The organism is Cytobacillus sp. IB215665, assembly GCF_033963835.1.
In the GTDB taxonomy this organism is placed as follows: Bacteria; Bacillota; Bacilli; order Bacillales; family SM2101; genus Nanhaiella.
In genome coordinates, this window is the sequence record NZ_JAXBME010000012.1 from 85,878 (window position 1) to 110,287 (window position 24,410).

Consider the following 24,410-nt stretch of genomic DNA (forward strand, 5'->3'; position numbering starts at 1 on the left):
AATGTACCGTACAATGATGAATGCAAAAATACATCGCGCCCGAGTAACAGAGGCAAACTTAAATTATGTTGGAAGTATAACAATTGATCAAGACATTCTTGACGCAGTTGGTATGATTGCAAATGAAAAAGTTCAAATTGTTAATAATAATAATGGAGCTAGAATAGAAACATATATTATTCCAGGTGAAAGAGGTAGTGGAGTTATATGTTTAAATGGTGCTGCGGCTAGGCTTGTACAGCAAGATGATATCGTTATTATAATTTCGTATAAATTGATCAATGAGGCTGATTTATCAGAACATCAACCAAAAATTGCAATTATGGATGAAAATAATCAGATAACTGAACTTATAGGCAAAGAGCCAGCAAGAACAGTTATGTAAGTATAAAAGCCCTCTATTGATGAGGGTTTTCATGTATAAGTAAGTTTTTGTTCAAAGAGGTGACCACCCTTGAACAATATTGAGGTGTTATAGATGTACTCTCGTTTTGTAGTCATAGATATAGAAACAACTGGAAATGCAGTTAAAAGTAATGACAAAATTATTCAAATTGCGGCTGTGGTCATTGAAGATGGACAAATCATTGACCGCTTTTCCAGTTTTGTAAATCCCAATCGTGAAATTCCTACTTTTATAAGTGAACTTACTGGTATTACTAATTTAATGGTAAAAGATGCTCCAACGTTCTCCAAGATAGCACCTATAATTATTAAGATGCTTGAAAATTCTTATTTTGTAGCTCACAATGTTCCGTTTGATTTAACGTTTTTGCAAGAAGAAATGAAGTCACATGGGTTTAGTGAACTAACTAATCCATCCTTAGATACTGTTGAGTTAGCTAGGATATTGTATCCAACTAAAGATAGTTACAAATTGTCAGATCTTTCAGCTGATTTTGTAGTTGAACATCTGCAGCCTCATCGTGCTGACAGCGACGCTGAAGTGACAGCTATGCTGTTTTTGGAACTAATTCATAAATTAAACTCCCTGCCGTTAGTGACATTAGAAGCGTTAAAAAAGCATGCTGTTTATTTGAAAAGTGATGTTATTGGAATTATTGCACATGTGATAGAACATAATCATTTGCTAGGAGAAGAAGTACAGACGGGTCTGACTATCGTTCGGGGGCTTGCGATAAGAACGCATAGTAATTTGAATCGGAGTGACAACCTACAACAACAAGCATTTGGACAATTAAAAAATGATCTTCCATCATTATTGAAGAAGCATATTGTAAATTTCGAGCTTCGTGAAGGTCAACTACATATGATGGATGTTGTTGATAAAGCATTACAAACGAATCAACATGCCATCATTGAAGCTGGAACGGGCTCTGGCAAAACACTTGCATATTTACTACCTGCAGCTCTTTTTGCCATAACTAAAAATAAGCCAATTATTATAAGTACGTATACCGTCCAACTTCAAGAGCAGCTAGTTGACAATGAAATAAAGATATTGAGGGACATGTTAGATGTGCCACTGAAAATAGCTGTATTAAAAGGTAAACGACATTATATGAATTTGTGGAAATTTGAACGCAGTTTAGCATATTTGGATAGTAATTATGATGTGATTTTGACAAAATGTCAAATACTTGTTTGGTTGTTAGAAACGACAACAGGTGATGTAGATGAACTGAATCTTACCTCTGGTGGTTTGTTATTTTGGGACGAAATAAATGAAAATTCGCATACATTGTTGAACAATAACAATCCTTGGAAGTCTTATGAATTTTATCATAAAGCACGAAATGAAGCTCACCAGGCAGATGTTATAATAACAAATCACTCGCTATTATTGACGGATTTACAAGCTGAACAAAGTTCTTTATTACCAGACTATGATGTGGCAATTATCGATGAGGCACATCAATTAGAGCGGATTGCTAGTGAATGTTTTGGAGATTATATTAATTATAATTACTTCGTCTTTTTATTTGCAAAGATTGGCTCACTTGACCAACCTAGCCTACTTTCGAACGCTTTTCACGTATTTAGCGACAAACATTTAAGCGTAGATTCATTTCGGATTATCGATCATCTAATTAAAAACCTAAAGGCTGAAGTTGATGATTTATTTAGAATGCTACGAGCAATCATCCTTAAAAATAACAACGATGGTCAAGCGTATCGTTCACAATATAGATTTAATGTTAGTGCAGAATATGGAAGAGAGTGGAAAGCGTCACTTGAGTTGGTCAGGAGAGTAAGGATGCAAATGATTGAGCTTGTGAGTACAATGCAAACTCAATATATAGCAATTAAATCCATTGAACACAAGTTATCTGTCCATGATAAACGTGAAATCGATTTATTCTTTTCTTTTATAGAAAAATTTAATCATACTCAACAAGTATTAGAATCAATACTATTAGTTGATAATCAAGAGTCAGTTTCATGGATGGAGACAGATACAAAAGGGGCTCAAAACGCGGTAAAGCTATATACACAGCCAATTGATGTTTCAGATCTATTAGCTGATGAGTTTTTTTCTAAAAAGCACAGCGTAATTTTAACATCAGCTACTTTAAATGGCCATGAGTCCTTTAAGCATATAATTAACCAACTTGGCCTTGAGGACTTTTATCCGTTAACTGAATTTGTACCATCGCCTTTTGCATATGAGAAGCAAGCTCTACTATGCATACCAAATGATGTTCCGCTTATTAAAGAGACTTCTATAGAAGATTATATAGCTAACATTGCAAATCATATTGTAGCAATTGCGAACAAATTACAAGGTAGAATGTTACTGTTATTTACTTCTTATGACATGGTTAGAGAAATGTATAGCCAACTGAAGGTGAAAACTGAATTAGATGACTTTGTCATTTTAGCACAAGGTTCTAGCAGTTCTAGCCGGTCAAAGCTTTCCAAAACGTTTCAAGAAATATCCAAATCAATTTTACTTGGTACATCAAGTTTTTGGGAAGGGGTTGATTTAGTAGGAGAACAGTTAGCTAGCGTTGGTATCATAAGACTACCTTTTTCATCACCTGATGATCCCATTTCAGCAGCAAAAAATGAAAAAATACGTATTAATGGTGGTAATCCGTTTACAGAATTAGCATTGCCAGATGCTATTTTCCGCTTCAAACAGGGGGTTGGAAGATTAATAAGACATAAAAGCGATAAAGGGATAATATTTGTGTTTGATCGCCGTCTTACAACAACATCCTATGGTAAACAATTTTTAGCAGCTGTACCAACAATCCCAGTTATTGAAGATTCAATTGATCGGTTACTTTATATAATTGAAGAGTGGCATTAGGATAGCTGTAGTTGTGGAGGGATAGTAGTGTTACACTTTTCTAAATGTTTGACAATTTGGTTCGGGTTGTCCTTTATAGGAAATTTGTTGCAACCACAGCAGCCGGTTGATATAGCAAAAGTGAATTTAAAGCTAACACAGGACGATATTGCAATCACTTTTTTTGACCTGTCATCTGGAGAAGCCACACTCATTCAAGATGCTAAAGGCAATACGATTTTGATTAATTGTGGTGGTCCAAGAACCCAGAGTGAAATGGAAATGATGTTTCAATTGTATGATATTAAGAAGCTTGACACGGTCATTATTACAAAAGATGATATTCAATACGATACGAATATTGATTGGATTATACAAAATATCCCAGTCGAGAAAGTTGTGTTAGCTTCTAATAACGAACACCCCTATCCATTTTTAGAGGATATAAAAATAGAAAAGTGGAAAAATCAAGATGCTTATCAAGTATTCAATAATGTCGAAATTAAGGTTGAAAATGAAAATATAGGACAGACAGATGGCGCTCTCGATTTATCAATATTTCTTAAAAGCCACCACATTTTGTATATGACAAATGCAGGAAAATCAATTGAGGAAAAATTGTTAGCACAACTGGAAACAGAAGTCGATATTTTAAAGGTTGGTGACTTTGGAGCTGAAGGTGGTACAACTTCATTTTTTTTAGAAAAAATTGACCCGAAAGTTGCCATCATTTTTCAGAACAAAAATAACAAGCCAAATCAGGAAGTGCTGGAAAGGTTATATGATTCTTGGATCGATATTTATTTAACGAAACAAGTCGGGAATATTTCCATTAAATATAGTGATGATCAATATGAAATTATTCCAATTGAAGTGAATAAGCAGGAATAAAACTGTGTTAAATACACGGTGTTTCGTATTGATTTTTTTCTATCGTTCTTGACATTCTTCACCGAAGATAAACATATAAAACCACTTTTTACAATACTAATTTGGTAACAATATCAACAATGCTTCCGACAGTCTGTAGGCACATTAGTTGTTGCTTTTCGCAAAAATTTTTCTCTGTACACTATAAAAATTCTACATACACATCAGTTACTGAAGCAACAAAATTCACGTAAAGATTGGAAATAAAAAACCTGTAACATCATATGTGTACAGGTCAACGGTGTGGGATAGGGTGTATTTTTTATAAAAAGGCTGTTATTCGCATTTGATTGTTGCTTTTCGTACTAAGAAATAAGTACGTATAAACCAAGTGTTAGTAGGTCAATTGTAGATATTTATTTGTTGCTGGTCGAAGTTAAGCTCATTTCAACAAAGTTTCCGAAAAGAGCCTTATAAAAAGAGCTGTGGAACCCTCTTATCATATTTGTTATCAATTTATTGAATACAGCTGTTATAATTGATATTGATTACTCTCACTTACTTTGTGAGTACTTTTATTTTTACCTTAGTTCCTAACAATATAAGTAACAAAATTTGTTCACAAAATAGGAGGACTCTATTGCATGGAAAGTAAAATTGAAGTATTATCTACTTTAAAGATTGCACATTCTTCTGATTTATACAAAATTGTCGATAATTTAAATCGTACTTTAAAAGGACAAGATTTAATGTTTGGACTAGCTTTAGATGAAAATGATGAAAAAACAGCAGTTTTTACCATTTATCGTACGTAATAAAAAGGACTTTATCATGATGAAAAAAAGGATTATCCCAATATCTGTTATTAGCATTATTATTTTATTCATATTAATTGGATATTTGTATTTAAGTGCAATGAAGCCCATTGAAATCGCTGAAGATATAGCAATTAACATAGCTAAAAAGGAAGCACAAATGCAAACTATTCAAAAAGTATATACATATCATGGAACAGAAGCATATTCTGTTGTGCTTGGTGAAGATCAGTCAGAGCAAGTGATAGCAGTTTTTATCCCAGAGGATGTTAAAAAACCTATTGTTATTAAAAACCAAGCAGATGGCACAACAGAACAACAAATCATTGACATGGTTAACAAAGAACAAAATCCAAAAAAAATCATATCAGTAACGTTAGGGATGGATGGAAATATACCAATTTGGGAAACGGTTTATATTGATCATCAAAACCGATACGTTTATCATTACTCTTATTTTGAATCAGGCACTAAACGCAAAAGGTATATAATATCCTAAACAATCAAGGAGGAACTGACATGAAATTGGCACATCGAGTATCTTCATTAACACCTTCAACAACATTGGCTATTACTGCTACTGCAAAAGAACTTAAGGAACAAGGGCATGACGTAATAGGGTTAGGAGCTGGTGAACCAGATTTCAATACTCCACAGCATATTATTGATGCATCTATTACAGCAATGAATGAAGGTAAAACTAAATACACACCATCTGGTGGCCTCCCAACTTTAAAGAAAGAAATATGTGAAAAATTTAGTAAAGATCAGGGGATTCATTATGATTTATCTGAAATAATTGTATGTACTGGTGCGAAACACGCACTTTATACACTATTTCAAGTCCTTCTTAATGAGGGTGACGAAGTAATTATACCTTCTCCATATTGGGTGAGCTATCCTGAGCAAGTAAAATTAGCAGATGGACATCCTGTGTTTGTAAAGGGTGAAGAAGAGAATGAGTTTAAAATTACTGGTGAACAACTTAAGGGAGCAATTACAGAACGTACTAAAGCCATTATTATTAATTCTCCAAGTAATCCTACTGGGATGTTATATAGTAAGGAAGAATTAGCAGAGCTAGGTGAAATATGTTTACAACATAACATCTTAATTATTTCTGATGAAATTTATGAAAAGCTCGTATACGGCAATAGTGCGCACGTTTCGATTGCTCAAATATCTCCACAATTAAAAGAGCAGACGATTATTATCAATGGTGTATCAAAATCACATTCAATGACTGGATGGAGAATTGGGTATGCTGCAGGTAATAAAGAAATTATTAAAGCAATGACGAATCTTGCAAGTCACAGTACATCTAACCCAACGTCAATTGCACAATATGCCACTCTTGCTGCATATAATGGCTCTCAACAGCCTGTTGAAGATATGCGTGTAGCGTTTGAAGAACGTTTGAATATTATTTATGAAAAATTGATTCAAATTCCGGGCTTCACTTGTATTAAACCTAAAGGGGCATTTTACCTTTTTCCTAATGCTAAGGAAGCAGCTAAATTAGCAGGTTTAAAAGACGTAGATGAATTAGCTAAAGCTCTTTTGGAAGAAGAAAAAGTTGCAATCATTCCAGGGTCAGGTTTCGGAGCTCCTGACAATTTACGACTTTCATACGCAACATCACTTGATCAATTAGAAAAAGCAATTGAAAGAATTAATCATTTTATGAAAGTGCAATGTCATGCATAATGATTTCTAATAAGGACCTCGAAATATAAGACCTTGTTAAACATTTATACTTAACATATAAGGAATTAATATATTTATTTTATTTTTTAAACGAGAAGCTTATGCTGGTGTTAAAACTGAGGAATGAGGATATATTTGAATTTTTTTTAAAATGCAGTAGTATAGCTGTTATTTTAGTAGAACGAAAAGCAACAAATCATTTGAAAACAGCGAAATAAAAAGGGTTTGACTCAAAAAGCGTGTTAGTTTGTACTTTATCAATGTATTGTGCAAATAATAACGAGTCAGGCCCTTTTTTTGGAGAACCAGCCAATCTTATCCTGGTTGTGTAAGGGCCGAAAAGGCATTGTCTTATTGTCTAGACTTCAATGCAAAGTTGCTTTAGACTCTTATGTGCTATGAGCTATTAACAGTGGCAATCACGCTTTTCTGCCTTGCAACAATTTTTGTCGAAATGTATAATGTAATTTGGATACATATAAAAAGAGGCAAGCAACTAGTTTACCTCTGCAAATGGATGTATTGTATTTTGGAGGGAATTTTATAGTGAAAACGACAATTACTGAAGTAAGTAAGTATGTTGGACAAGAGGTAACCATTGGAGCTTGGTTAGCTAACAAACGTTCAAGTGGAAAAATCGCTTTTCTACAGTTAAGAGATGGCACAGGATTCATTCAAGGGGTTGTAGTTAAGGCTGAAGTTGAAGAAGAAGTATTTAAGCTTGCTAAATCAATCACACAAGAAACTTCATTGTTTGTAACAGGTACGGTTCAAGAAGATGAACGGTCACCTTTTGGATATGAATTAACAGTAACAAATATTAAAGTGATAAGTGAATCGGTTGACTACCCGATAACACCTAAAAAGCATGGTACAGAATTTTTAATGGACAATCGTCATTTGTGGATACGCTCGAAACGACAGCATGCAGTTATGAAAATACGTAATGAAATCATTCGTGCAACGTATGAATTTTTCAATAACAATGGCTTTGTCAAAGTAGATCCACCAATTTTAACAGGAAGTGCTCCTGAGGGGACAACGGAATTATTCCATACTAAATATTTTGAAGAGGATGCTTATCTATCCCAAAGTGGTCAATTATATATGGAGGCTGCTGCGATGGCTTTAGGAAAAGTATTTTCTTTTGGCCCTACTTTCCGTGCAGAAAAGTCTAAGACTCGTCGTCATCTAATCGAATTTTGGATGATTGAACCGGAAATGGCATTCTACGAGTTTGAAGATAATTTACAAGTACAAGAACAATATGTAGCCTATATCGTTCAAGCAGTGTTGAAAAATTGTGCACTTGAATTGAAAATTTTAGGGAGAGAAACTGAAACACTTAGCAAAATTACAGCACCATTCCCACGTATTACGTATGATGATGCAATTAAGTTTTTACACGACAAGGGCTTTGACGATATTGAATGGGGAGATGATTTTGGTTCTCCTCATGAAACTGCAATTGCAGAAAGTTTTGACAAACCAGTATTTATAACACACTACCCGACAGCATTAAAACCATTTTATATGCAGCCAGATCCTAATCGTGACGATGTTGTGTTATGTGCTGATTTAATTGCTCCAGAAGGATATGGTGAGATTATTGGTGGCTCTGAACGCATACATGATGCTGAATTATTAGCTCAACGTATGAAAGAGCATGATTTATCTCCAGAAGCTTATCAATGGTATTTAGATTTACGTCAATACGGTTCGGTTCCTCATTCTGGATTTGGTTTAGGATTAGAAAGAACAGTAGCATGGCTTAGTGGTGTTGAGCATGTACGTGAAACAATACCATTCCCACGTTTATTAAATCGTCTATATCCTTAATTCGTGTTTGCTTTTTAATGTTTCCAGCTCCCACCTCAATAGGTGGGAGCTTTAAATGGGCTAAAGTCTTCGCCAAAAATTTAGAGTGAAGATTTCATTGTAATAAATGGTATTCATAAATAATTAAGTTGAAATATAAACTATAATGATTATGTTTGTCTGTCATTTGCAATTTAGCATATAATGTCTGACAAATTCCCTTAGAGGGTGACTCTGAAGGATCTAACTTACATTTCATCAAATATTTAAGGAAAAATCTCCTTATTGCAAGAAATTGTATGTCAGATCGTTTTCTTTTGAGACATCCTTTTTGTATATATATGATGAACTGTGAAATGGTTTGTATACGGTCATCACGTTTTCTTGTTCATGTTATACTAAGGACGAGGTGTCATAAATGATAAGTAAAGATAAAATGCTTGACTGGCTTGACCAAGGCAGTATCTCTATCCCAAAATTGCTGTTACAAAACTACGTACAGATTGGTCTTAATGAACAGGAACTTATGTTAATTTTACATGTATATTCTTTTATAGAACAAGGAAACAAATTTCCTACTCCAAATGAATTAGCTATTAGAATGACACTTTCAACAGAAGAGTGCACGGATATATTACGATTGTTATTAAAAAGATCGTATATTCGTATTGAAGAAGGCAGTGATGAACATGGAAAAATTAATGAGCAGTATTCATTGCAACCATTGTGGGAAAAAGTTTTAATGAGCTTTGTATCAGAGACTGCAGTCGAAGAACCTAGCCAAGAAGATATAAATTTATATGTGATGTTTGAAGAAGAGTTTGGTCGACCTTTATCCCCATTCGAAGGTGAAACATTATCTATGTGGCTTGATCAGGATCAATATAATCCAATCATTATAAAGACAGCATTGCGTGAAGCAGTACTATCAGGAAAATTAAATTTTAGATATATTGATCGCATTTTATTTGAGTGGAAAAAGAATGGGATAAAAACTGTTGAACAAGCTCAAAGTTACGGTAAAAATATTCGTAAGCATCAACAAAAACGTTCAAGTACACAGGAAGGGGAATATAAACGGACCATTCCTTTTTATAATTGGCTTGAACAGCAGTGATTTTTTGTGATAAAGTAGCGAACAATCAGGTGAGCTATTTGCAGCCTGATTTTTTTTATGTACTACCGGGTTCTGTAAATTGATTAACAAACCTGATCCGCATTACAAAGAGTACTTCTTTACAGTGATGTAAATTAAACTAACAATCAAACTGAGACTGTGTAGTATTTATTTTTTTGAAACGGAATAGACGTCAGTAATGATAGGTTTTTAAGTACTTATAGTTCGTAGGAATAGAACAATTAATGCGGAGCAGTCAATAATTAAAATTGGGTGTGAAATATGCTATGTTAAATAATACACAAATTAGGTTTTGTTTAGATAAAATGGGGGAAATGTTTCCTGATGCACATTGTGAACTAAACCACTCAAATCCATTTGAGCTTGTGGTTGCTGTTGCTCTATCAGCGCAATGCACAGATGCACTTGTAAATAAAGTAACTAAAAAGTTGTTTGCAAAATATAAGAAGCCTGAAGATTATTTGGCAGTCTCATTAGAAGAGCTACAACAGGATATTCGTTCTATTGGTTTATTTCGAAATAAAGCGAAAAATATCCGTAATCTATCTCAGTTGTTAATAGAACAATATGGAGGAATTGTTCCCAATGACCGTGACGAGCTAACGAAGTTACCAGGTGTAGGTCGAAAAACAGCAAATGTAGTCGTCTCAGTTGCGTTTGACATCCCCGCGATTGCAGTTGATACACATGTTGAACGTGTTAGTAAACGTTTAGCGATATGTCGTTGGAAGGATAGTGTTTTAGAAGTAGAAAAAACATTAATGCGAAAAGTACCAAAGGATGAATGGTCTGTGACCCATCACCGTATGATATTTTTCGGTAGATATCATTGTAAAGCACAATCACCTCAGTGTGAAGTATGTCCACTTCTAGATTTGTGCAGAGAGGGAAAAAAAAGAATGAAAAAGAACAATAAAATTACCAAAGGGGAGAAATAAGGTTGGAACTTAATATTCCTTACCATATGAAAAATACACTCTTTTTCCCTGAGTCTATTACAAAGCTAAATATTAACCTACATAATTCATTTGAATTGAACTTTGATTTAAAATATTTTGGTTACGACATAGCCGCACATAACGATGTAGATACTATTAAGCCATGGCTGTCGATAGAGCAATATATTCCTTTAGTAATAGCTAAATGGAAGGGGATTGAACCAGAGTTAGCTCAACACTTTCAGCAGAGGAAAAAAACGAATATCAAACAGTCGATTGTTCAATCATTAAGTTTGTTCTTATCTATGCTTTTTTGGATGAACAGCAGGCCTGTAACGAACCTTATTAATATTCAAGAACCAATTCAACAATTTACATACAAACCGATCAATGTAGGTGAAAGAATTGATTTTATAATGAAAAAACCACATCAATTTCATTCTTTTATACAGCTTTGTGAGTTATTTCAAGAAAGTACTAAAATATATTATAAGATTATTGCGCTACAAAAATAACGTTCATACTTATAGTAGAAATTAGCTAGTAAGAAAGGCTCTTTTCGTCAAATTTGTTGCTATTGTTACAGGGTTATATATAGTTATCATCAACTTACATAAGAAATGATGTCACGAGCGATAGATGTATACGTGAATAACTTTAGAACGAAAAGCTATGATCTAATGCGAAAACAACCTTAGTTAAGAACTTCTTTCTACAGGTCAAATTTTTAAAAAATGACTGTTGTTCAACCTCCATTTGGACAAGCTTCCCCACAAAAAACAACAGGCTACCTCTGATAGCCTGTTGTTTTTTCATTTATTCTTCATTATTATCCTCTTCACTTGGAGGTGGTTCAGGTGGACGTTCATCATGGTCACCTTCATCAATCAATGGGTCTCCAATTTCTCCTTCATCATCAGTTCCCGGCTCTTCATCAAATAAGTCATCAAACGGATTTTCTATTTCTTCCTCAAATATCGGAATCTCAACAGAGGCACTTAGTGGGTCACTTCTATTTTCTGGATTGCTGTCACTAACTGCTGAAATCTGATAAGAGTAGATAGCCCCTTCAATCGGATCAGGAACTAGGTAACTAAACTCTTTTGTAGTACCTATTACTTCATACGGGCCTTCATCAATTGATTGTTTAATTTCAAATGATATGTCACTTAATTCTTCCTCAGATCCATCTAACGTGTAGTCCCACAATAATTGTAATTCATTAGTTCTTTCATCATATAAAGCTTCAAAACCATTAGGTGGGTCTATCTTATCGTATTTATCTGAGACCTTAGTTGGTTCTGTGCCTTTCACAAAGTATTCATAGACGATTTCATTTTGTGGTGTAAATTCACTAGGTAATCTTGCGGGATTTGACCCTTTTTCAACCTTTTTTTGAACAACACTGTTAGGTACAGTGAAATCAGCAGATTCACCACCTGATATGTGGGTGAATAGATTTTTAAATAGTTTACGCGCAATTTTTTCTTCATCTACGCTTTTAAAATATGCATCTTCACTAATTCGATTAAATCCTGTCCATATCGCTGCTGTATATTCTGTTGTATAGCCTGCAAACCATACGTCTTTCGTTGCATTTTCTGGTAAACCGTATTTTTGTATTTCTTCTACAGGGTAGTTAGTAGATCCTGTTTTACCGGCAACTGGGACTGCATTGCTAACAAAGGCATCCCGACCTGTCCCATTGGTGACAACCGATTTTAACATATCAGTTATCATAAAAGCAGTGTAATCTGACATCGCTTCTTCAGTTTTTGGCGTTAAATCTAATTCTCTTCCATCAGGAAAAACAATTTTAGTAACAGCATGAGGTTGATTATAAAACCCTTCATTACCAAAGGCACTGAATGCACCTGCCATGTCTAATGTAGATACACCAGTACTAAATCCACCTATAGCGTATGGTTCGTAAATTTGTTTTTCTAGTGGGATTCCTAACCCAACCGCAAAGTCTCTTGCTTTATCGAGACCGACTTCTCTCAATGCTTTAACTGCTGGAACATTAACTGACTGTTCTATAGCGTATCTCATAGACATCCAGCCTCTATATCCATCATACCAATTATATATTTGTTTATTAGAATCAGCATATGTCATTTGTTCGTCATTAATTTGTTCATATGTCGACCATTTTAAATACTCAATTGCAGGACCATAATCAAGAACAGGTTTTATGGAAGATCCAGGTTGTGCTTTTGTATCTATAGCATAATTCCAACCTCTTGCAGCGTCTTGATTACGTCCACCACCGATGGCACGTATTTGACCTGTTTTCGTATCAAGTAATGTAATTCCTGCTTGAAGGTTCTCGTTTGGGAAGTTGACAACATTATTTGATTGTAACAGCTCATTAGTGTATTTTTGTGCTTCTGTATCTAACGTCGTATAGATTTCTAGGCCACCTGAATATAGATCGTAATCTCCAGATTCATTAATTTCTTCTATAACGTAATCTAGAAAGGCGTCATAAGGTTCGGATTCTATTGTTGTTACATTCAATGATTCTTCAACAGGTATTGCTTTTGCTTGTTCAGCCTGTTCAGCTGAAATAAAGCCATGTTGCGCCATTAAAGATAGTACAACATTTCTTCTTTCTTCTGCTGCTTCAGGATTTTTAATAGGATTGTAATTATTTGGACTTTGAGTCATTCCTGCTAGTAAAGCAGCCTGATGTAGTTGCATTTCATTTAAATTATCTTTATCAAGGCCGAAATATACTTCAGCTGCTTTGCCTACTCCGTACGTACTTCCACCTAAAAAGATTTTATTTAAATACAGTTCTAATATCTCTTCTTTAGATTTAATTTGTTCAAGCTTATATGCTAACCATGCCTCTTGAACTTTTCGACTAATTTTTTTTTCAGGTGTTAACACATAGTTTTTGACAACTTGTTGTGTAATAGTACTTGCCCCTTCAGCACCAAAGCCTTCTGTAATATTAGCAAGAACGGCTCCACCTATTCGAATGGGGTCAATTCCATGATGTTCAAGAAAACGAGCGTCTTCAACAGCTAGAAATGCATCTTGAAGTACTGTTGGAATTTCGTTATATTTTACATACGTGCGTTTCTCTATCCCAAGCTCAGCAAATTCATTGCCATCTTTATCAAATACCTTTGAAGAGAACGATGCTTGAAATGCTTGTTCATCTAATGGAGGTACATCTTTAATGATTACATAAAAGGCGATTGCTCCAACTATAGCGCCAATAATTCCTAACGAAAAAAATACTAAAATAAGTTTCTTAAAAAATTGAAAGATACTTTTTTTAGGTTTTTGATTACTTTTATGGTTACGTTCAGCTTGTTTACGTGCTGTTCTTGACTGTGATTGACTTGCCATGTGGTATTCCTACCTTTCAACTTAATAATTCGTAGCAGAGTTATGAGAAATAAATATTATCTAATATGTTAAGATAGTCAATGCGGGGCTTATAGCCGAGCGGGACTTCATGACCTAAATCCACTATCTCTTGTTTTGTTATTGATTTTCTATCTCCTTTTTTCATACGGTCCCAAAAGCTTAATAGGTGGGTAGCATCTAGCAGAAAGATCTGCTCATTTTTAGTAAATCGTAGAATGACAAAACACAATCCGTTATGATTTATTACATCACGCATATGTTTAATTTGATGGTCGTGAAAGTTTTGCAAAGGGAATGATGTTTTATTTCTAGTTTCTTTAGCTTCAAAATCTATATACCTACCTTTGTAAATACCATTATAGTCAGTAGTTGAAGCTTGTTTAAAATACGCTTCTTTAATAACAGCAGCACTTCTTTTCGGATAGTCAACTTGTACGATTTGAACTGGCGTTGGCTTTTTGTGAATAACCGCTATATTGTGTAGTAAATAATAATTATTAGAGTCATTAATATCCTCTTCCAAAGTCATACCACGATTACTGTATGAAGCTTTTTTAGCGGTATTAGTATCTTTATCTTGTTTTTCTTTATATAATTTACCATTCGGATAGCGAATCACTGATTCATCCTCCTCACCTAACTTCACCAACTATCATAACAAATAATAAAACTACATTGTAACGATTTTAACAAAGTGTCATCATAATGATGTTAAAAAAAAAGTATAGGTGTTTTTTTAAGTTATGGCAAGTGATAAACTTCTTTTTACACGTTATTTAGCCTCAAACAATTAGACGAATGATCGTATAAAAATGTTACAACTATAATATTTTGAGTGAGGTAAACTATTGGAGATTGTGCTATGAGGAGATGTATTTGAGGTGATTCACTCGTAATATATAAAGATGAGGGAAGACTAGCCCTCATCTTCGTTTCAAGTTAAGTAGCAGGTTTATTAGGACCTTCTAGTTTTGGGTTACCATATCCCGTTGCTTTCTCTTTATTTTCTCGAGTATTTTGCTGCTGTTTGTTTTTATTTTTGGCCAACTAAAACACCTCCTAACGATTAGTGTAAACAATCCTGTTATTTTCATGCGAACTGCGTTGTCGAATTGTTGCAAATATAAAATTGTCGACTTTCTTTGTTGAATTACTTCTAGTTTTGTCAATCGTGGAGGTGTAGAGCTTAACATCACGAAACTATAACGTATAAGTCAAATGAAGATATGTTTAGCTCAATGATTGTAATGTAAGTTAAATATACTGACGAGGAGGAAGAAGATAAATGGAATTGACCAATAAAGAATTGCAGAATTCGGTGTTTGATGAATTGCTTGAGTATCTTGAATTAATAGATCAAAAGCTCGTTAATCATGTTGAAGAACACATAGGTGTATATGTTGAGCAACAACAAAGGAATATTAAAACTATATCCAATAACCTTCATAAAATAGAAAATATATATGACCATAACATCATCGACATTGCACTCTAATCCCACATAGAAGTTCAGCAAAAGATTCCCTCGCTATCCTTTCAATCAATCCATTAAATTGATATAATATTATTGGAACTTAAGTAGATTAATTGGAGAAAATAATATGGAAAATTACGAAAAATTAATAAAATTAACAAACATGTTAAAGACATTTAATAATAAATGCATAGGTATACTGGAGCAAAGAAAAGAGCTTACTCATGTTGAAGTTGATTTTTATCGTGAGGTATATCCGTTTGCTAATGAAGTTAATAAAATTCTTGATATGTGGAAAACCAATGCTTTCCAATGGATTAATGAACAAAACCCTAAGTATATTTATCCATTGCAAATTGAATCGACTATTGAAAATTTACAAACATTGTCTGTTCAAGTTTTTTATAATGAAGGTAAAGGGAAGCGTTTGTTAAACCTACATCAATCAGTTGATTATTTATTGAATGCGATGATAAGTGAACTTAAAGAAAAATAATAAATTGTATAATTTCTTTTTTCTCTATTCACAACAATATTAATTGTGTTATAGTATTAACGATAACAACATATGTTCACTACTAGGGGGGTCCAATAGCTTGGACTGAGAGAAGAACGCGTTAAAGTTCTTTGACTCTTAGAACCTGATCTGGCTCATACCAGCGTAGGGAAGTAGAATTCGACCAGCTTATTGTTACTTTAGCTATGTCATAAATTACTTTCAACAAAAGGGTTCTCAATTTTGAGAACCCTTTTTTAGTTGGTATGGGTTAGCAACTTCATAAGGTAGTTGGAATATGTACACTTTATTCAGACCGACTATCTGACAGTTGATTCATTCATATTATTGAGGAGGAATTTTCAAATGACAAAAGAAAGTATTGCACAAAATATGACATTTCCATGTAGCAAGAAGGTTTATGTACAAGGGCATCAAGCTGACGTAAAAGTTCCGATGAGAGAAATTGAGCTTCACCCTACTAGTGGCACTTTTGGCGAGGAAGAAAATGAGCCTGTGAGAGTATACGATACGAGCGGACCGTATACAGACGTTGCATATGATGTTGACATAAGAAGGGGTCTTCCAAAGCTACGAGATGACTGGATTATTAAACGAAATGATGTAGAACAGTATGAAGGCCGTGAAATAAAACCAGAGGATAATGGATATTTAGAATCAGATCCTCGTTCAAACCTTGAACAGTTTCCACATATTAATAAGCAGCCTCTACGAGCAAAAAGTGGTGGATGCGTTACACAATTGCACTATGCAAGAAAGGGTATAATAACCCCTGAAATGGAATTTATTGCTATACGTGAAAATATGAGCCCAGAGTTTGTGCGAGATGAAGTAGCTAGTGGACGTGCGATCATTCCAGCAAATATTAATCACCCAGAAAGTGAACCGATGATTATAGGGAAAAACTTCCATGTGAAAATTAATGCGAATATTGGCAATTCCGCCGTCTCGTCATCCATCGATGAGGAAGTAGAAAAAATGACATGGGCTATTCGTTGGGGTGCAGATACGATGATGGATTTGTCTACAGGGAAAAATATACATACAACGAGAGAATGGATTATTAGAAATGCACCAGTTCCAGTCGGAACAGTTCCTATTTATCAAGCGCTTGAAAAAGTAAACGGCATTGCAGAAGACTTAACGTGGGAAGTATATCGTGACACATTAATTGAGCAGGCTGAACAAGGTGTAGATTACTTTACGATTCATTCAGGGGTACTATTGAGATATATACCAATGACTGCAAAGCGTACGACAGGAATTGTTTCTAGAGGTGGTTCCATTTTAGCGCAGTGGTGCTTAGCACACCATGAAGAAAACTTTCTATATACTCATTTTGAAGATATTTGTGAAATCTTGAAAACATATGATATATCAGTTTCTTTAGGTGATGGTCTCCGTCCAGGTTCCATTGCTGATGCAAATGATGAAGCGCAGTTTGCAGAATTGGAAACATTGGGTGAATTAACGAAAATTGCTTGGAAGCATGATGTTCAAGTGATGATTGAAGGACCTGGTCATGTTCCGATGCATCTTATAAAAGAAAATGTGGATAAACAACAAGAAGTTTGTCATGATGCGCCATTTTACACACTAGGACCATTAACGACAGACATTGCGCCTGGCTATGACCATATTACTTCTGCAATAGGTGCTGCAATGATTGGCTGGTTTGGAACGGCGATGCTTTGCTACGTAACACCTAAAGAACACCTAGGCTTACCGAACAAAGAAGATGTTCGCGAAGGAGTTATTGCTTACAAAATTGCCGCGCATGCAGCAGATCTTGCGAAAGGACATCCAGGTGCTCAAAAACGAGATGATGCACTTTCTAAGGCACGCTTTGAATTTAGGTGGCACGATCAATTTAACCTTTCGTTAGACCCAGAGCGAGCACGTGAATATCACGATGAAACATTGCCTGCCGAAGGTGCTAAAACAGCCCATTTTTGCTCAATGTGTGGACCTAAGTTTTGTTCAATGAGAATATCTCAAGATATTCGAGATATGGCAAAAGACCAAGGTAAAAATGAGTCTGAAGTGATAGAAGAAGGAATGAAGCAAAAGGCAGAGGAATTTACGCAAACAGGGTCCAATATTTACGGCTAAATCTTCTATATAGTGAGAAGTAAGCGAATAGCGCTTACTTCTCACTTGTTTTTACTATGAACTTTCATTAAATACTCTTATTTCCACAGAATATTTCTAACAAAACTTACTCCTTTTCAACATGAATTGAAACTGGACGTTCTTTCCTCGTAGCTACTGTTTCGATTGCAAATTCTGCTTCTTCTTTATGTTTTGCTGCTACATTTTGTCCGAATTTATGTTTGGTGTTTTTATAACCTTTTCGTTTATGATTAAAATGTTTACCACGACCCATCCTTAATTCCTCCTATGTATAGTTTTCCATCTTTATTACTATTGGATAAAAAGGCGATAAATATAACTTTTATTCAAAATAAAATGGAATTTAATGATAAAATAAGATCAAACTTCATTAATATCCATAAAAAGAAAAAAATAAAATTATTTCCTATGGATCTTTTGAACTGATTTCTATAAGTGGGATATATTTTAATGATGTTAAGAAAGTACTTCTTAACTTGAACGTATTAACTAGAATGGAGTGATGAGGTGAAAAAAGAATGGTTAATTATTTTATCGGGGCCGATCATTATTTTAATAACTGTTGGAGTGATTTTAACTATCAATTTATACAAGGATTTTGAAGAAAGCGGGTTTTCAACATGGAGCCACACGTGGATTCCACTCGAATCATTAAGAGATAATGACGCAGTCCATTTGTCATATGGCATGAAATGGAATGGTGTAGGTAGTCCAATTATAAAAGAAATTACAATAATAAAAAGTGATGGCACAGTATTAAATGAGAGTGATAGATTATCAGCTATACCTTATATTTATGTAAGTGGATCTTATGGAAGCTTAGCTGAAAATGAGGAAAGAACAATAGATACCGTATATCAAGAAATTCAAGATTATCAACCTGATAAAGAAAGTTTTGTATTGACATATATACTAAGTATGGAGGAATTTGATCAATCTTACAAGACGACTGAAATTAAGCAGCTGAAAATAAAATATAAGCTTTTTGGTATAGAGCGTGTTCAGTTCATTGATTTTGATGGTTTTTTTAGGGAAATTGATTATTGGTAGATTAGGTATTCGATAAAAATAGAGGGGATAATAGTATCCCCTTCATATTATGTCTTATAGTATGATGTCATAGTTTTTTAGATGAATAGTAAGAGATTAGCCAGTTATGTTATCGACAATCAACTGAACGTGAAAGCCCATTTTGACTTGCAGCTCGAATATATCGTTTAGACGATTTCATCTACAACATACTCAGGCTTCTTCGCACCATCAGTCTCTAATTGACGTACAATATTTCTGTAATCTCTAATGGGAAGGTTTCCATGCAAGTAGATTTGTCTTGCGAAATCAAGCAATTCATTACTATCAATAGGTTCATATTTCCTTTGAGAAATAAAGTGGTTGCGCAATTCTTGAACATTCATGAGAACCCCTCCAATTAATATAATTTATTTATATGGTATCACGAAAAAGTACTCTTTTAAAAAATTTTAAATATTGAGAATTCCGACAATTACTTACATTTATTTTATTTTTTCTAATTGGTTTTTTTTACATAGATTGTTTGCTTTAAGTACAAAAATATGTGCATAAATATTTACAATATTAGCTGTCATTCCTTGTTGAATATGGTGTTAACTGCAAACCTTTTCTTACTGTTAATTTATTTCAAAAGCAATACAGTTTAAGAAAAGTGTTTCTGTCGTTTTTCATAGACATTATGCGTATACAACTAGTTTTCAATAAAAATCAACTCAAACTTTACTAATAGTGACTAAATGAAACACATTGAAAAAAACTTCTTGTGTCACGATATAGTGTAGTATAATTATTTATTCTGTTATTTATATAGAATTTTTTATTAGGAGAAATTAGATGAGTAAGCATGAACGTCAAATGATAATTATCGGGTTAATATTAGCAATACTTTTTCTATACTTTTTAAATCCGGTGACTAATTCTAACCCATCTGCTCCAACTGCTAATAAAGGAGTTATCGACCTTACCAATTGGAACTTTAAGAAGGATGGCTTGGTTAGTCTTAATGGGAATTGGGGATTTTATGAAGATGAACTATTACAACCTGCTATTTTAGATAAGAACGAATTTAGTAATAGCTTTCAAAATGTCCCGAATGTTGGTAATCAAGTACGAGATACGAGTGTAATAAATATAGATGGTTTTGCTACATATCGACTAAAGGTATTATTAAACGATAAACATACTGACCAACTTTTCGGACTTAAAATTAATGATATACGCATGTCACATAAGTTGTTTATTAACGGTTATTTAGTCGGACAGAGTGGGGAGCCTACCAACAATGTAGAGACGCAACAAATCGGTAATATTCCTTATGTAAAGTATTTCCCGCTAAGTCAATCCTCTTTTGAAATAGTCATACAAGTATCTAAATATGATTATTATGATGGGGGTATTATTGACGATATAGAATTTGGCCTTCAAGAGGACATATCTAAGTTGCAATTAATCTCTTTTGGTACAGATTTAGCTATTATTTTTGTTTTGTTGTTATTTTGTGTATACCATTTGAGTATTTATTTTATGAAAATGAAAAGTAACAAGTTTTATTTATACAATGGATTATTTTTCTTATGTTTATTAATCTCTTATTCATGTAGAAGTGAGAAGCTTTTTATGTTGTTTTTTCCATCAATTTCAATTGATACGGCCTATAAGATTCAAGATATATCAGCATATAGCGCAATTTTATTCATATTCTTATTCCTCCATGCGTTAGATGCGACCTTACTTTCTAAGAGAGTTATACGTATTGCATGCTCACTCTTAATGGTTTATCCTTTAATAGTTTTGCTGTTTCCTTATGATAAATATACTCATATGGAGATGGTCTTCGTATTTATTAGCGGAGGTTGTTTAAGTTTTATTTTCTTTAAGTTAGTGTGGGTATTTTATAAAAGAAAATATGATGAGGTAGAGAAAAGAGAGCTATTACTATTTTCTAGCATATTTATTTTTCTATTCTTTATGTACTTCGGTACGATTAATTTCTTTGATATTATGGTAGCTTTGACAGGAGAATATATTCAATGGGAACCAATTATAAAAACTCGATCTCAAATTATTTATGATTTAGGGCAATACAGAGAAATAAGTATTGTTATCTTTGTAGCGGTGATGTATATTTTATTAGCTCTTCGATATACACATACTTTTGGCAAGCTTGAAAACTTATCAAATAAGTTAATTTCAATGAACAAAATGAAAGATGAGTTTTTAGCAAAAACTTCTCATGAGTTAAAAACACCATTACACGGGATTATTAATATTTCTTCTTACTTGCTAGATAAAAAAGATCAAATGTCAAATAACGAAAGGAATAATCTTACACTCATTCACGACACCTCAGTTAAGCTATCCAATTTAGTAAATGATCTAATTGATGTCTCCAGACTAAAAAATGGACAATTGCAGTTACACATAGCAACTGTAGATATTCAAGTATCAGCTCAAATCGTGTTTGACGTTCTCGCATTTGAAGTGCAAGGGAAAAATATTGACTTAACAAATAATCTCCACGATTATCCGTTAGTAGAAGCTGATGAAAATCGTTTACGCCAAATCTTGTATAACTTAATTCATAACGCGATAAAGCACACAGAGCGTGGGGAAATTACTGTTTATTCTCAAAAAATAGAAGAAACTTTATACATATATGTAGAGGATACGGGAGTAGGAATCCCAGATGGAAAAAGAGAAGAGATATTTAGATATTACGAACAATTAGATCAATTTATGCAAGTTGATAGCTATCAAAGTATGGGTTTAGGGTTGTATATTAGTCGGCAATTAGTAGAAAAGATGAATGGGAATATTTGGGTTGATTGGACTGAAGTTGGTATAGGGTCTAGATTTTGTTTTACCCTACCGATTGCCCAAAATTCGAAGCTAGTCGAAGAAGTGGCATCAAAAACAACTACATTTACATATATACAAAATGAGGATTTACAAAACGATAACGACAGTACTTCTAATTCTGATCAAACAATCCTCATCGTAGATGACGAACGCGCCAATATTCAAGTACTTCAAAATATGTTATCAAAGCAACATTTTAAAGTAATAATTTCATTTTCAGCGAAAGATGCTTTAAGTAAACTCAATGAACATCCCCATATTGACCTTGTTATAACTGATGTAATGATGCCACAAATGTCGGGAATTGAGCTTTGTCAAAAAATAAGAGAGTCAAAATCATTCATAACATTACCTGTGTTGTTAGCAACAGTGAAAGATATGCCAGAAGACATCGCTCTTGGATTTAGCGCTGGAGCGAACGATTATATTACGAAACCCTTTGACTCCAACACAATATTAGCGAGAATTCAAACATTGCTTGCTATGAAAACATCGATGGAGGATGCTTTCAACAATGAATTAGCTTTTTTACAAGCACAAATAAAGCCACACTTTTTACATAATGCTCTTAGCACAATTGCATCTCTATGTTATACAAATGTTGATGATGCTATTCGGCTGCTCAAAATGTTAAACCAATATTTACGTATCATTTACAACACAACTCCTCAAACGATGTTTATACCACTAGAGCAAGAATTACAGTTAATAGAGGCTTTCGTGGAAATTGAAAGAGTTAGGTTTAAGTGGCTTAACTTTTCAGCGACCATAGATGATGGGTTAGATGGAATCTATATTCCTGCATTATGTATACAGCCTTTTGTTGAAAATGCGATTAGACATGGAGTATTTAATAAAAAAGGGGAAGGAAACGTTTCATTATCAATTACAAACCGTAAAACATCTATACTTATTATTATAGAAGATGACGGAGTGGGATTGTCCGAGGAAGCATTAAAGCAGTTTAAAAATGGAGAGCTGAAAAATGCAGGGATAGGTATGACGAACATAAGAAGAAGATTAGCATCTTTGAATGAAGCGCATATACAAGTTGACTCAAAAACAAACTGCGGAACTAAGATTACATTGGAATTACGAAAAAGGGTCAAGGGCGACTTGTATGATACTGAATTGGAGGGGTTGTAATGCTTAAAGTTATGATTGTAGAAGATGAACAACCAACGTTAGATTTGATGAATTTGTTAATAAGTCAACAACCTCAATTAACTGTTGCTGGAAGCTATACAAGTCCAATAAAAGCATTGGAAATGTTCGCTGTCATTCGACCTGATGTAGTTTTTCTTGATGTAGAAATGCCGGAAATGAATGGCATCCAATTGGCAGAAAAAATAGTACAAATCGATCAAAATATTCAAATTGTATTTACAACAGCATATGAGCAATATGCTGTTCAGGCATTTAAAGTTTATGCAGTTGACTACCTTGTAAAATTTGTTACTTCTGAAGATGTTAATAGAGTGACTTCCCGTTTACTAAAAAATCATTTGGACAAAACAAAACTAGCACAAATAAACTTAAAAACGAAGACATCAATACAATGTTTAGGGAAATTTGAAGTAAGAGGTGAAGATGGAACAGTTGTAAAATGGCCCACAAGGAAAACAGAAGAGCTATTTGCGTATTTCCTCGTCCATCCAAACCAAGTCATTAATAAGTGGAAATTGATGGACATGTTTTGGACGAAAAACGCAACTGTAAATCTCCACACGACTATTTCTAGAATGAAAAAAGTGTTGAAGGAAAATAATATGAAGTTACAAATTCGTAACTTAAACGACGGTTATATACTGGATGTCGAAACAAAATTCTGTGATCTACTAACTTTTAAAGCGTATTTTGCGCACAATGACAAGGTAAATAAAGATAATCTTAAAATTAGTGAAAGAACCTTTCAAGTATATAAAGGGAATTTATTTGAAATGAAAGATTATTTATGGGTTTTAGGGGTTGAAGAAGAGCTGACAGTGATGTACGAAAAACTAACACGTGAATTAGCAAATTATTTTATTAAAGAAGGGAATATTAATCGCTCAGAAGAAGTTGTGAAAACATTTTTAACTTTATACCCTCTGCATGAAGAAATGACTATATTTCTTCTAAATATATATGCTAGCCATCGTATTTATGAAAAAAGGTTAAAAGAATACTATAAAAACTATGTCAAGTTATTAAGGGAAGAGCTCGGAGTCGAGCCTTCAAATGAAGTAAAACAGTTCATCACAAACTAAACATAACTGAGCCAAGAGTATTGTTTGAAATCTAATTATCAAACAGTACTCTTTTTTATATTGTTACATTTTATTTTTAAAACAAATATTTTGAGGATTTTTTCCATAATGATATGTCTAAATACTCTTATTCTTTGTAAGAAAATTGTAAGCATCGTTTGTTAATATCTTTTTGAAAGGCTGCTATCGTAAACTTTGTTGCTATTTTTTAACTTATATG

General features: G+C 33.7%; 20 protein-coding genes and 1 riboswitch. Of the genes, 16 read left to right on the forward strand and 4 right to left on the reverse strand.

All coding sequences use genetic code 11. The features are described 5' to 3' along the window. The first annotated feature begins 1 nt into the window (after position 1). The 10 genes from panD (at position 2) to SLH52_RS14890 (ending at position 11,057) form a co-directional block, all read left to right on the forward strand. Positions 2–385 carry an aspartate 1-decarboxylase gene (gene panD, locus SLH52_RS14845; RefSeq protein ID WP_320210057.1) on the forward strand — a complete coding sequence of 128 codons (384 nt, stop codon included), beginning with the start codon at positions 2–4 and terminating at the stop codon, positions 383–385. 93 nt (positions 386–478) lie between these two features. Continuing rightward, positions 479–3,277: an ATP-dependent DNA helicase DinG gene (gene dinG / locus SLH52_RS14850; protein ID WP_320210058.1), complete on the forward strand. Its 2,799-nt coding sequence runs from the start codon at positions 479–481 to the stop codon at positions 3,275–3,277. 27 nt (positions 3,278–3,304) lie between these two features. Beyond that, positions 3,305–4,147, forward strand: coding sequence for a hypothetical protein (locus SLH52_RS14855; protein ID WP_320210059.1), 843 nt, complete (start codon positions 3,305–3,307; stop codon positions 4,145–4,147). A gap of 623 nt (positions 4,148–4,770) precedes the next feature. Then, on the forward strand, positions 4,771–4,941 hold the full coding sequence (locus SLH52_RS14860) for a YpmA family protein (protein ID WP_320210060.1): 171 nt from the start codon (positions 4,771–4,773) through the stop codon (positions 4,939–4,941). 19 nt (positions 4,942–4,960) lie between these two features. Further along, positions 4,961–5,440: a DUF5590 domain-containing protein gene (locus SLH52_RS14865; RefSeq protein WP_320210061.1), complete on the forward strand. Its 480-nt coding sequence runs from the start codon at positions 4,961–4,963 to the stop codon at positions 5,438–5,440. Positions 5,441–5,460: 20 nt separating this feature from the next. Then, positions 5,461–6,648 carry a pyridoxal phosphate-dependent aminotransferase gene (locus SLH52_RS14870; RefSeq protein WP_320210062.1) on the forward strand — a complete coding sequence of 396 codons (1,188 nt, stop codon included), beginning with the start codon at positions 5,461–5,463 and terminating at the stop codon, positions 6,646–6,648. Between the two features lie 546 nt (positions 6,649–7,194). Further along, positions 7,195–8,487: an asparagine--tRNA ligase gene (gene asnS / locus SLH52_RS14875; RefSeq protein WP_320210063.1), complete on the forward strand. Its 1,293-nt coding sequence runs from the start codon at positions 7,195–7,197 to the stop codon at positions 8,485–8,487. A gap of 400 nt (positions 8,488–8,887) precedes the next feature. Further along, positions 8,888–9,583 carry a DnaD domain-containing protein gene (locus SLH52_RS14880; RefSeq protein WP_320210142.1) on the forward strand — a complete coding sequence of 232 codons (696 nt, stop codon included), beginning with the start codon at positions 8,888–8,890 and terminating at the stop codon, positions 9,581–9,583. A gap of 287 nt (positions 9,584–9,870) precedes the next feature. After that, on the forward strand, positions 9,871–10,542 hold the full coding sequence (gene nth, locus SLH52_RS14885) for an endonuclease III (RefSeq protein ID WP_320210064.1): 672 nt from the start codon (positions 9,871–9,873) through the stop codon (positions 10,540–10,542). A gap of 2 nt (positions 10,543–10,544) precedes the next feature. After that, a complete protein-coding gene (locus tag SLH52_RS14890) occupies positions 10,545–11,057 on the forward strand; it encodes a YpoC family protein (protein ID WP_320210065.1) in 513 nt (170 codons plus the stop codon). Positions 11,058–11,358: 301 nt separating this feature from the next. On the opposite strand, the gene SLH52_RS14895 is transcribed toward SLH52_RS14890, so the two are convergent. Together SLH52_RS14895 and recU are read right to left on the reverse strand one after the other, a co-directional pair. Then, positions 11,359–13,905: a PBP1A family penicillin-binding protein gene (locus SLH52_RS14895; RefSeq protein ID WP_320210066.1), complete on the reverse strand. Its 2,547-nt coding sequence runs from the start codon at positions 13,903–13,905 to the stop codon at positions 11,359–11,361. A gap of 40 nt (positions 13,906–13,945) precedes the next feature. Then, complete coding sequence (gene recU / locus SLH52_RS14900; protein WP_413785540.1) at positions 13,946–14,545, reverse strand: Holliday junction resolvase RecU; 600 nt, start codon at positions 14,543–14,545, stop codon at positions 13,946–13,948. Between the two features lie 666 nt (positions 14,546–15,211). On the opposite strand from recU, the gene SLH52_RS14905 reads away from it, so the two are divergent. The 3 genes from SLH52_RS14905 to thiC all read left to right on the forward strand — a co-directional run bounded on the left by SLH52_RS14905 (position 15,212) and on the right by thiC (position 18,029). After that, a complete protein-coding gene (locus SLH52_RS14905) occupies positions 15,212–15,421 on the forward strand; it encodes a hypothetical protein (protein ID WP_320210067.1) in 210 nt (69 codons plus the stop codon). 106 nt (positions 15,422–15,527) lie between these two features. Continuing rightward, positions 15,528–15,896: a DUF1798 family protein gene (locus SLH52_RS14910; protein WP_320210068.1), complete on the forward strand. Its 369-nt coding sequence runs from the start codon at positions 15,528–15,530 to the stop codon at positions 15,894–15,896. Positions 15,897–15,970: 74 nt separating this feature from the next. Further along, positions 15,971–16,085: riboswitch (TPP riboswitch) on the forward strand. A gap of 177 nt (positions 16,086–16,262) precedes the next feature. Next, positions 16,263–18,029: a phosphomethylpyrimidine synthase ThiC gene (thiC, locus tag SLH52_RS14915; protein ID WP_320210069.1), complete on the forward strand. Its 1,767-nt coding sequence runs from the start codon at positions 16,263–16,265 to the stop codon at positions 18,027–18,029. A gap of 106 nt (positions 18,030–18,135) precedes the next feature. On the opposite strand, the gene SLH52_RS14920 is transcribed toward thiC, so the two are convergent. After that, positions 18,136–18,303, reverse strand: coding sequence for a hypothetical protein (locus tag SLH52_RS14920; RefSeq protein WP_320210070.1), 168 nt, complete (start codon positions 18,301–18,303; stop codon positions 18,136–18,138). A gap of 254 nt (positions 18,304–18,557) precedes the next feature. On the opposite strand from SLH52_RS14920, the gene SLH52_RS14925 reads away from it, so the two are divergent. Beyond that, positions 18,558–19,100, forward strand: a complete 543-nt coding sequence (locus SLH52_RS14925) for a hypothetical protein (protein WP_320210071.1) — start codon at positions 18,558–18,560, stop codon at positions 19,098–19,100. A 167-nt stretch (positions 19,101–19,267) separates the two neighbouring features. Here SLH52_RS14925 and SLH52_RS14930 read toward each other — a convergent pair whose 3' ends face one another. Continuing rightward, positions 19,268–19,465 (reverse strand): YppF family protein, encoded by a 198-nt coding sequence (locus SLH52_RS14930; protein ID WP_320210072.1) that lies wholly within the window; start codon positions 19,463–19,465, stop codon positions 19,268–19,270. A gap of 451 nt (positions 19,466–19,916) precedes the next feature. Here SLH52_RS14930 and SLH52_RS14935 point away from each other — a divergent pair, with 451 nt between their 5' ends. Together SLH52_RS14935 and SLH52_RS14940 are read left to right on the forward strand one after the other, a co-directional pair. After that, positions 19,917–23,087, forward strand: a complete 3,171-nt coding sequence (locus SLH52_RS14935) for an ATP-binding protein (RefSeq protein WP_320210073.1) — start codon at positions 19,917–19,919, stop codon at positions 23,085–23,087. Then, positions 23,087–24,190, forward strand: a complete 1,104-nt coding sequence (locus SLH52_RS14940) for a response regulator (RefSeq protein ID WP_320210074.1) — start codon at positions 23,087–23,089, stop codon at positions 24,188–24,190. Before SLH52_RS14935 ends, SLH52_RS14940 begins: the two co-directional genes overlap by 1 nt. Positions 24,191–24,410: the final 220 nt, after the last annotated feature.

Excerpts from the sequence above, each read along its gene's own strand:
- panD (WP_320210057.1), top strand. The coding sequence starts at position 2 with ATGTACCGTACAATGATGAATGCAAAAATACATCGCGCCCGAGTAACA.
- dinG (WP_320210058.1), top strand. The coding sequence starts at position 479 with ATGTACTCTCGTTTTGTAGTCATAGATATAGAAACAACTGGAAATGCA.
- SLH52_RS14860 (WP_320210060.1), top strand. The coding sequence starts at position 4,771 with ATGGAAAGTAAAATTGAAGTATTATCTACTTTAAAGATTGCACATTCT.
- SLH52_RS14865 (WP_320210061.1), top strand. The coding sequence starts at position 4,961 with ATGAAAAAAAGGATTATCCCAATATCTGTTATTAGCATTATTATTTTA.
- SLH52_RS14870 (WP_320210062.1), top strand. The coding sequence starts at position 5,461 with ATGAAATTGGCACATCGAGTATCTTCATTAACACCTTCAACAACATTG.
- nth (WP_320210064.1), top strand. The coding sequence starts at position 9,871 with ATGTTAAATAATACACAAATTAGGTTTTGTTTAGATAAAATGGGGGAA.
- SLH52_RS14895 (WP_320210066.1), bottom strand. The coding sequence starts at position 13,905 with ATGGCAAGTCAATCACAGTCAAGAACAGCACGTAAACAAGCTGAACGT.
- SLH52_RS14905 (WP_320210067.1), top strand. The coding sequence starts at position 15,212 with ATGGAATTGACCAATAAAGAATTGCAGAATTCGGTGTTTGATGAATTG.
- SLH52_RS14910 (WP_320210068.1), top strand. The coding sequence starts at position 15,528 with ATGGAAAATTACGAAAAATTAATAAAATTAACAAACATGTTAAAGACA.
- thiC (WP_320210069.1), top strand. The coding sequence starts at position 16,263 with ATGACAAAAGAAAGTATTGCACAAAATATGACATTTCCATGTAGCAAG.
- SLH52_RS14920 (WP_320210070.1), bottom strand. The coding sequence starts at position 18,303 with ATGGGTCGTGGTAAACATTTTAATCATAAACGAAAAGGTTATAAAAAC.
- SLH52_RS14930 (WP_320210072.1), bottom strand. The coding sequence starts at position 19,465 with ATGAATGTTCAAGAATTGCGCAACCACTTTATTTCTCAAAGGAAATAT.
- SLH52_RS14935 (WP_320210073.1), top strand. The coding sequence starts at position 19,917 with ATGAGTAAGCATGAACGTCAAATGATAATTATCGGGTTAATATTAGCA.
- SLH52_RS14940 (WP_320210074.1), top strand. The coding sequence starts at position 23,087 with ATGCTTAAAGTTATGATTGTAGAAGATGAACAACCAACGTTAGATTTG.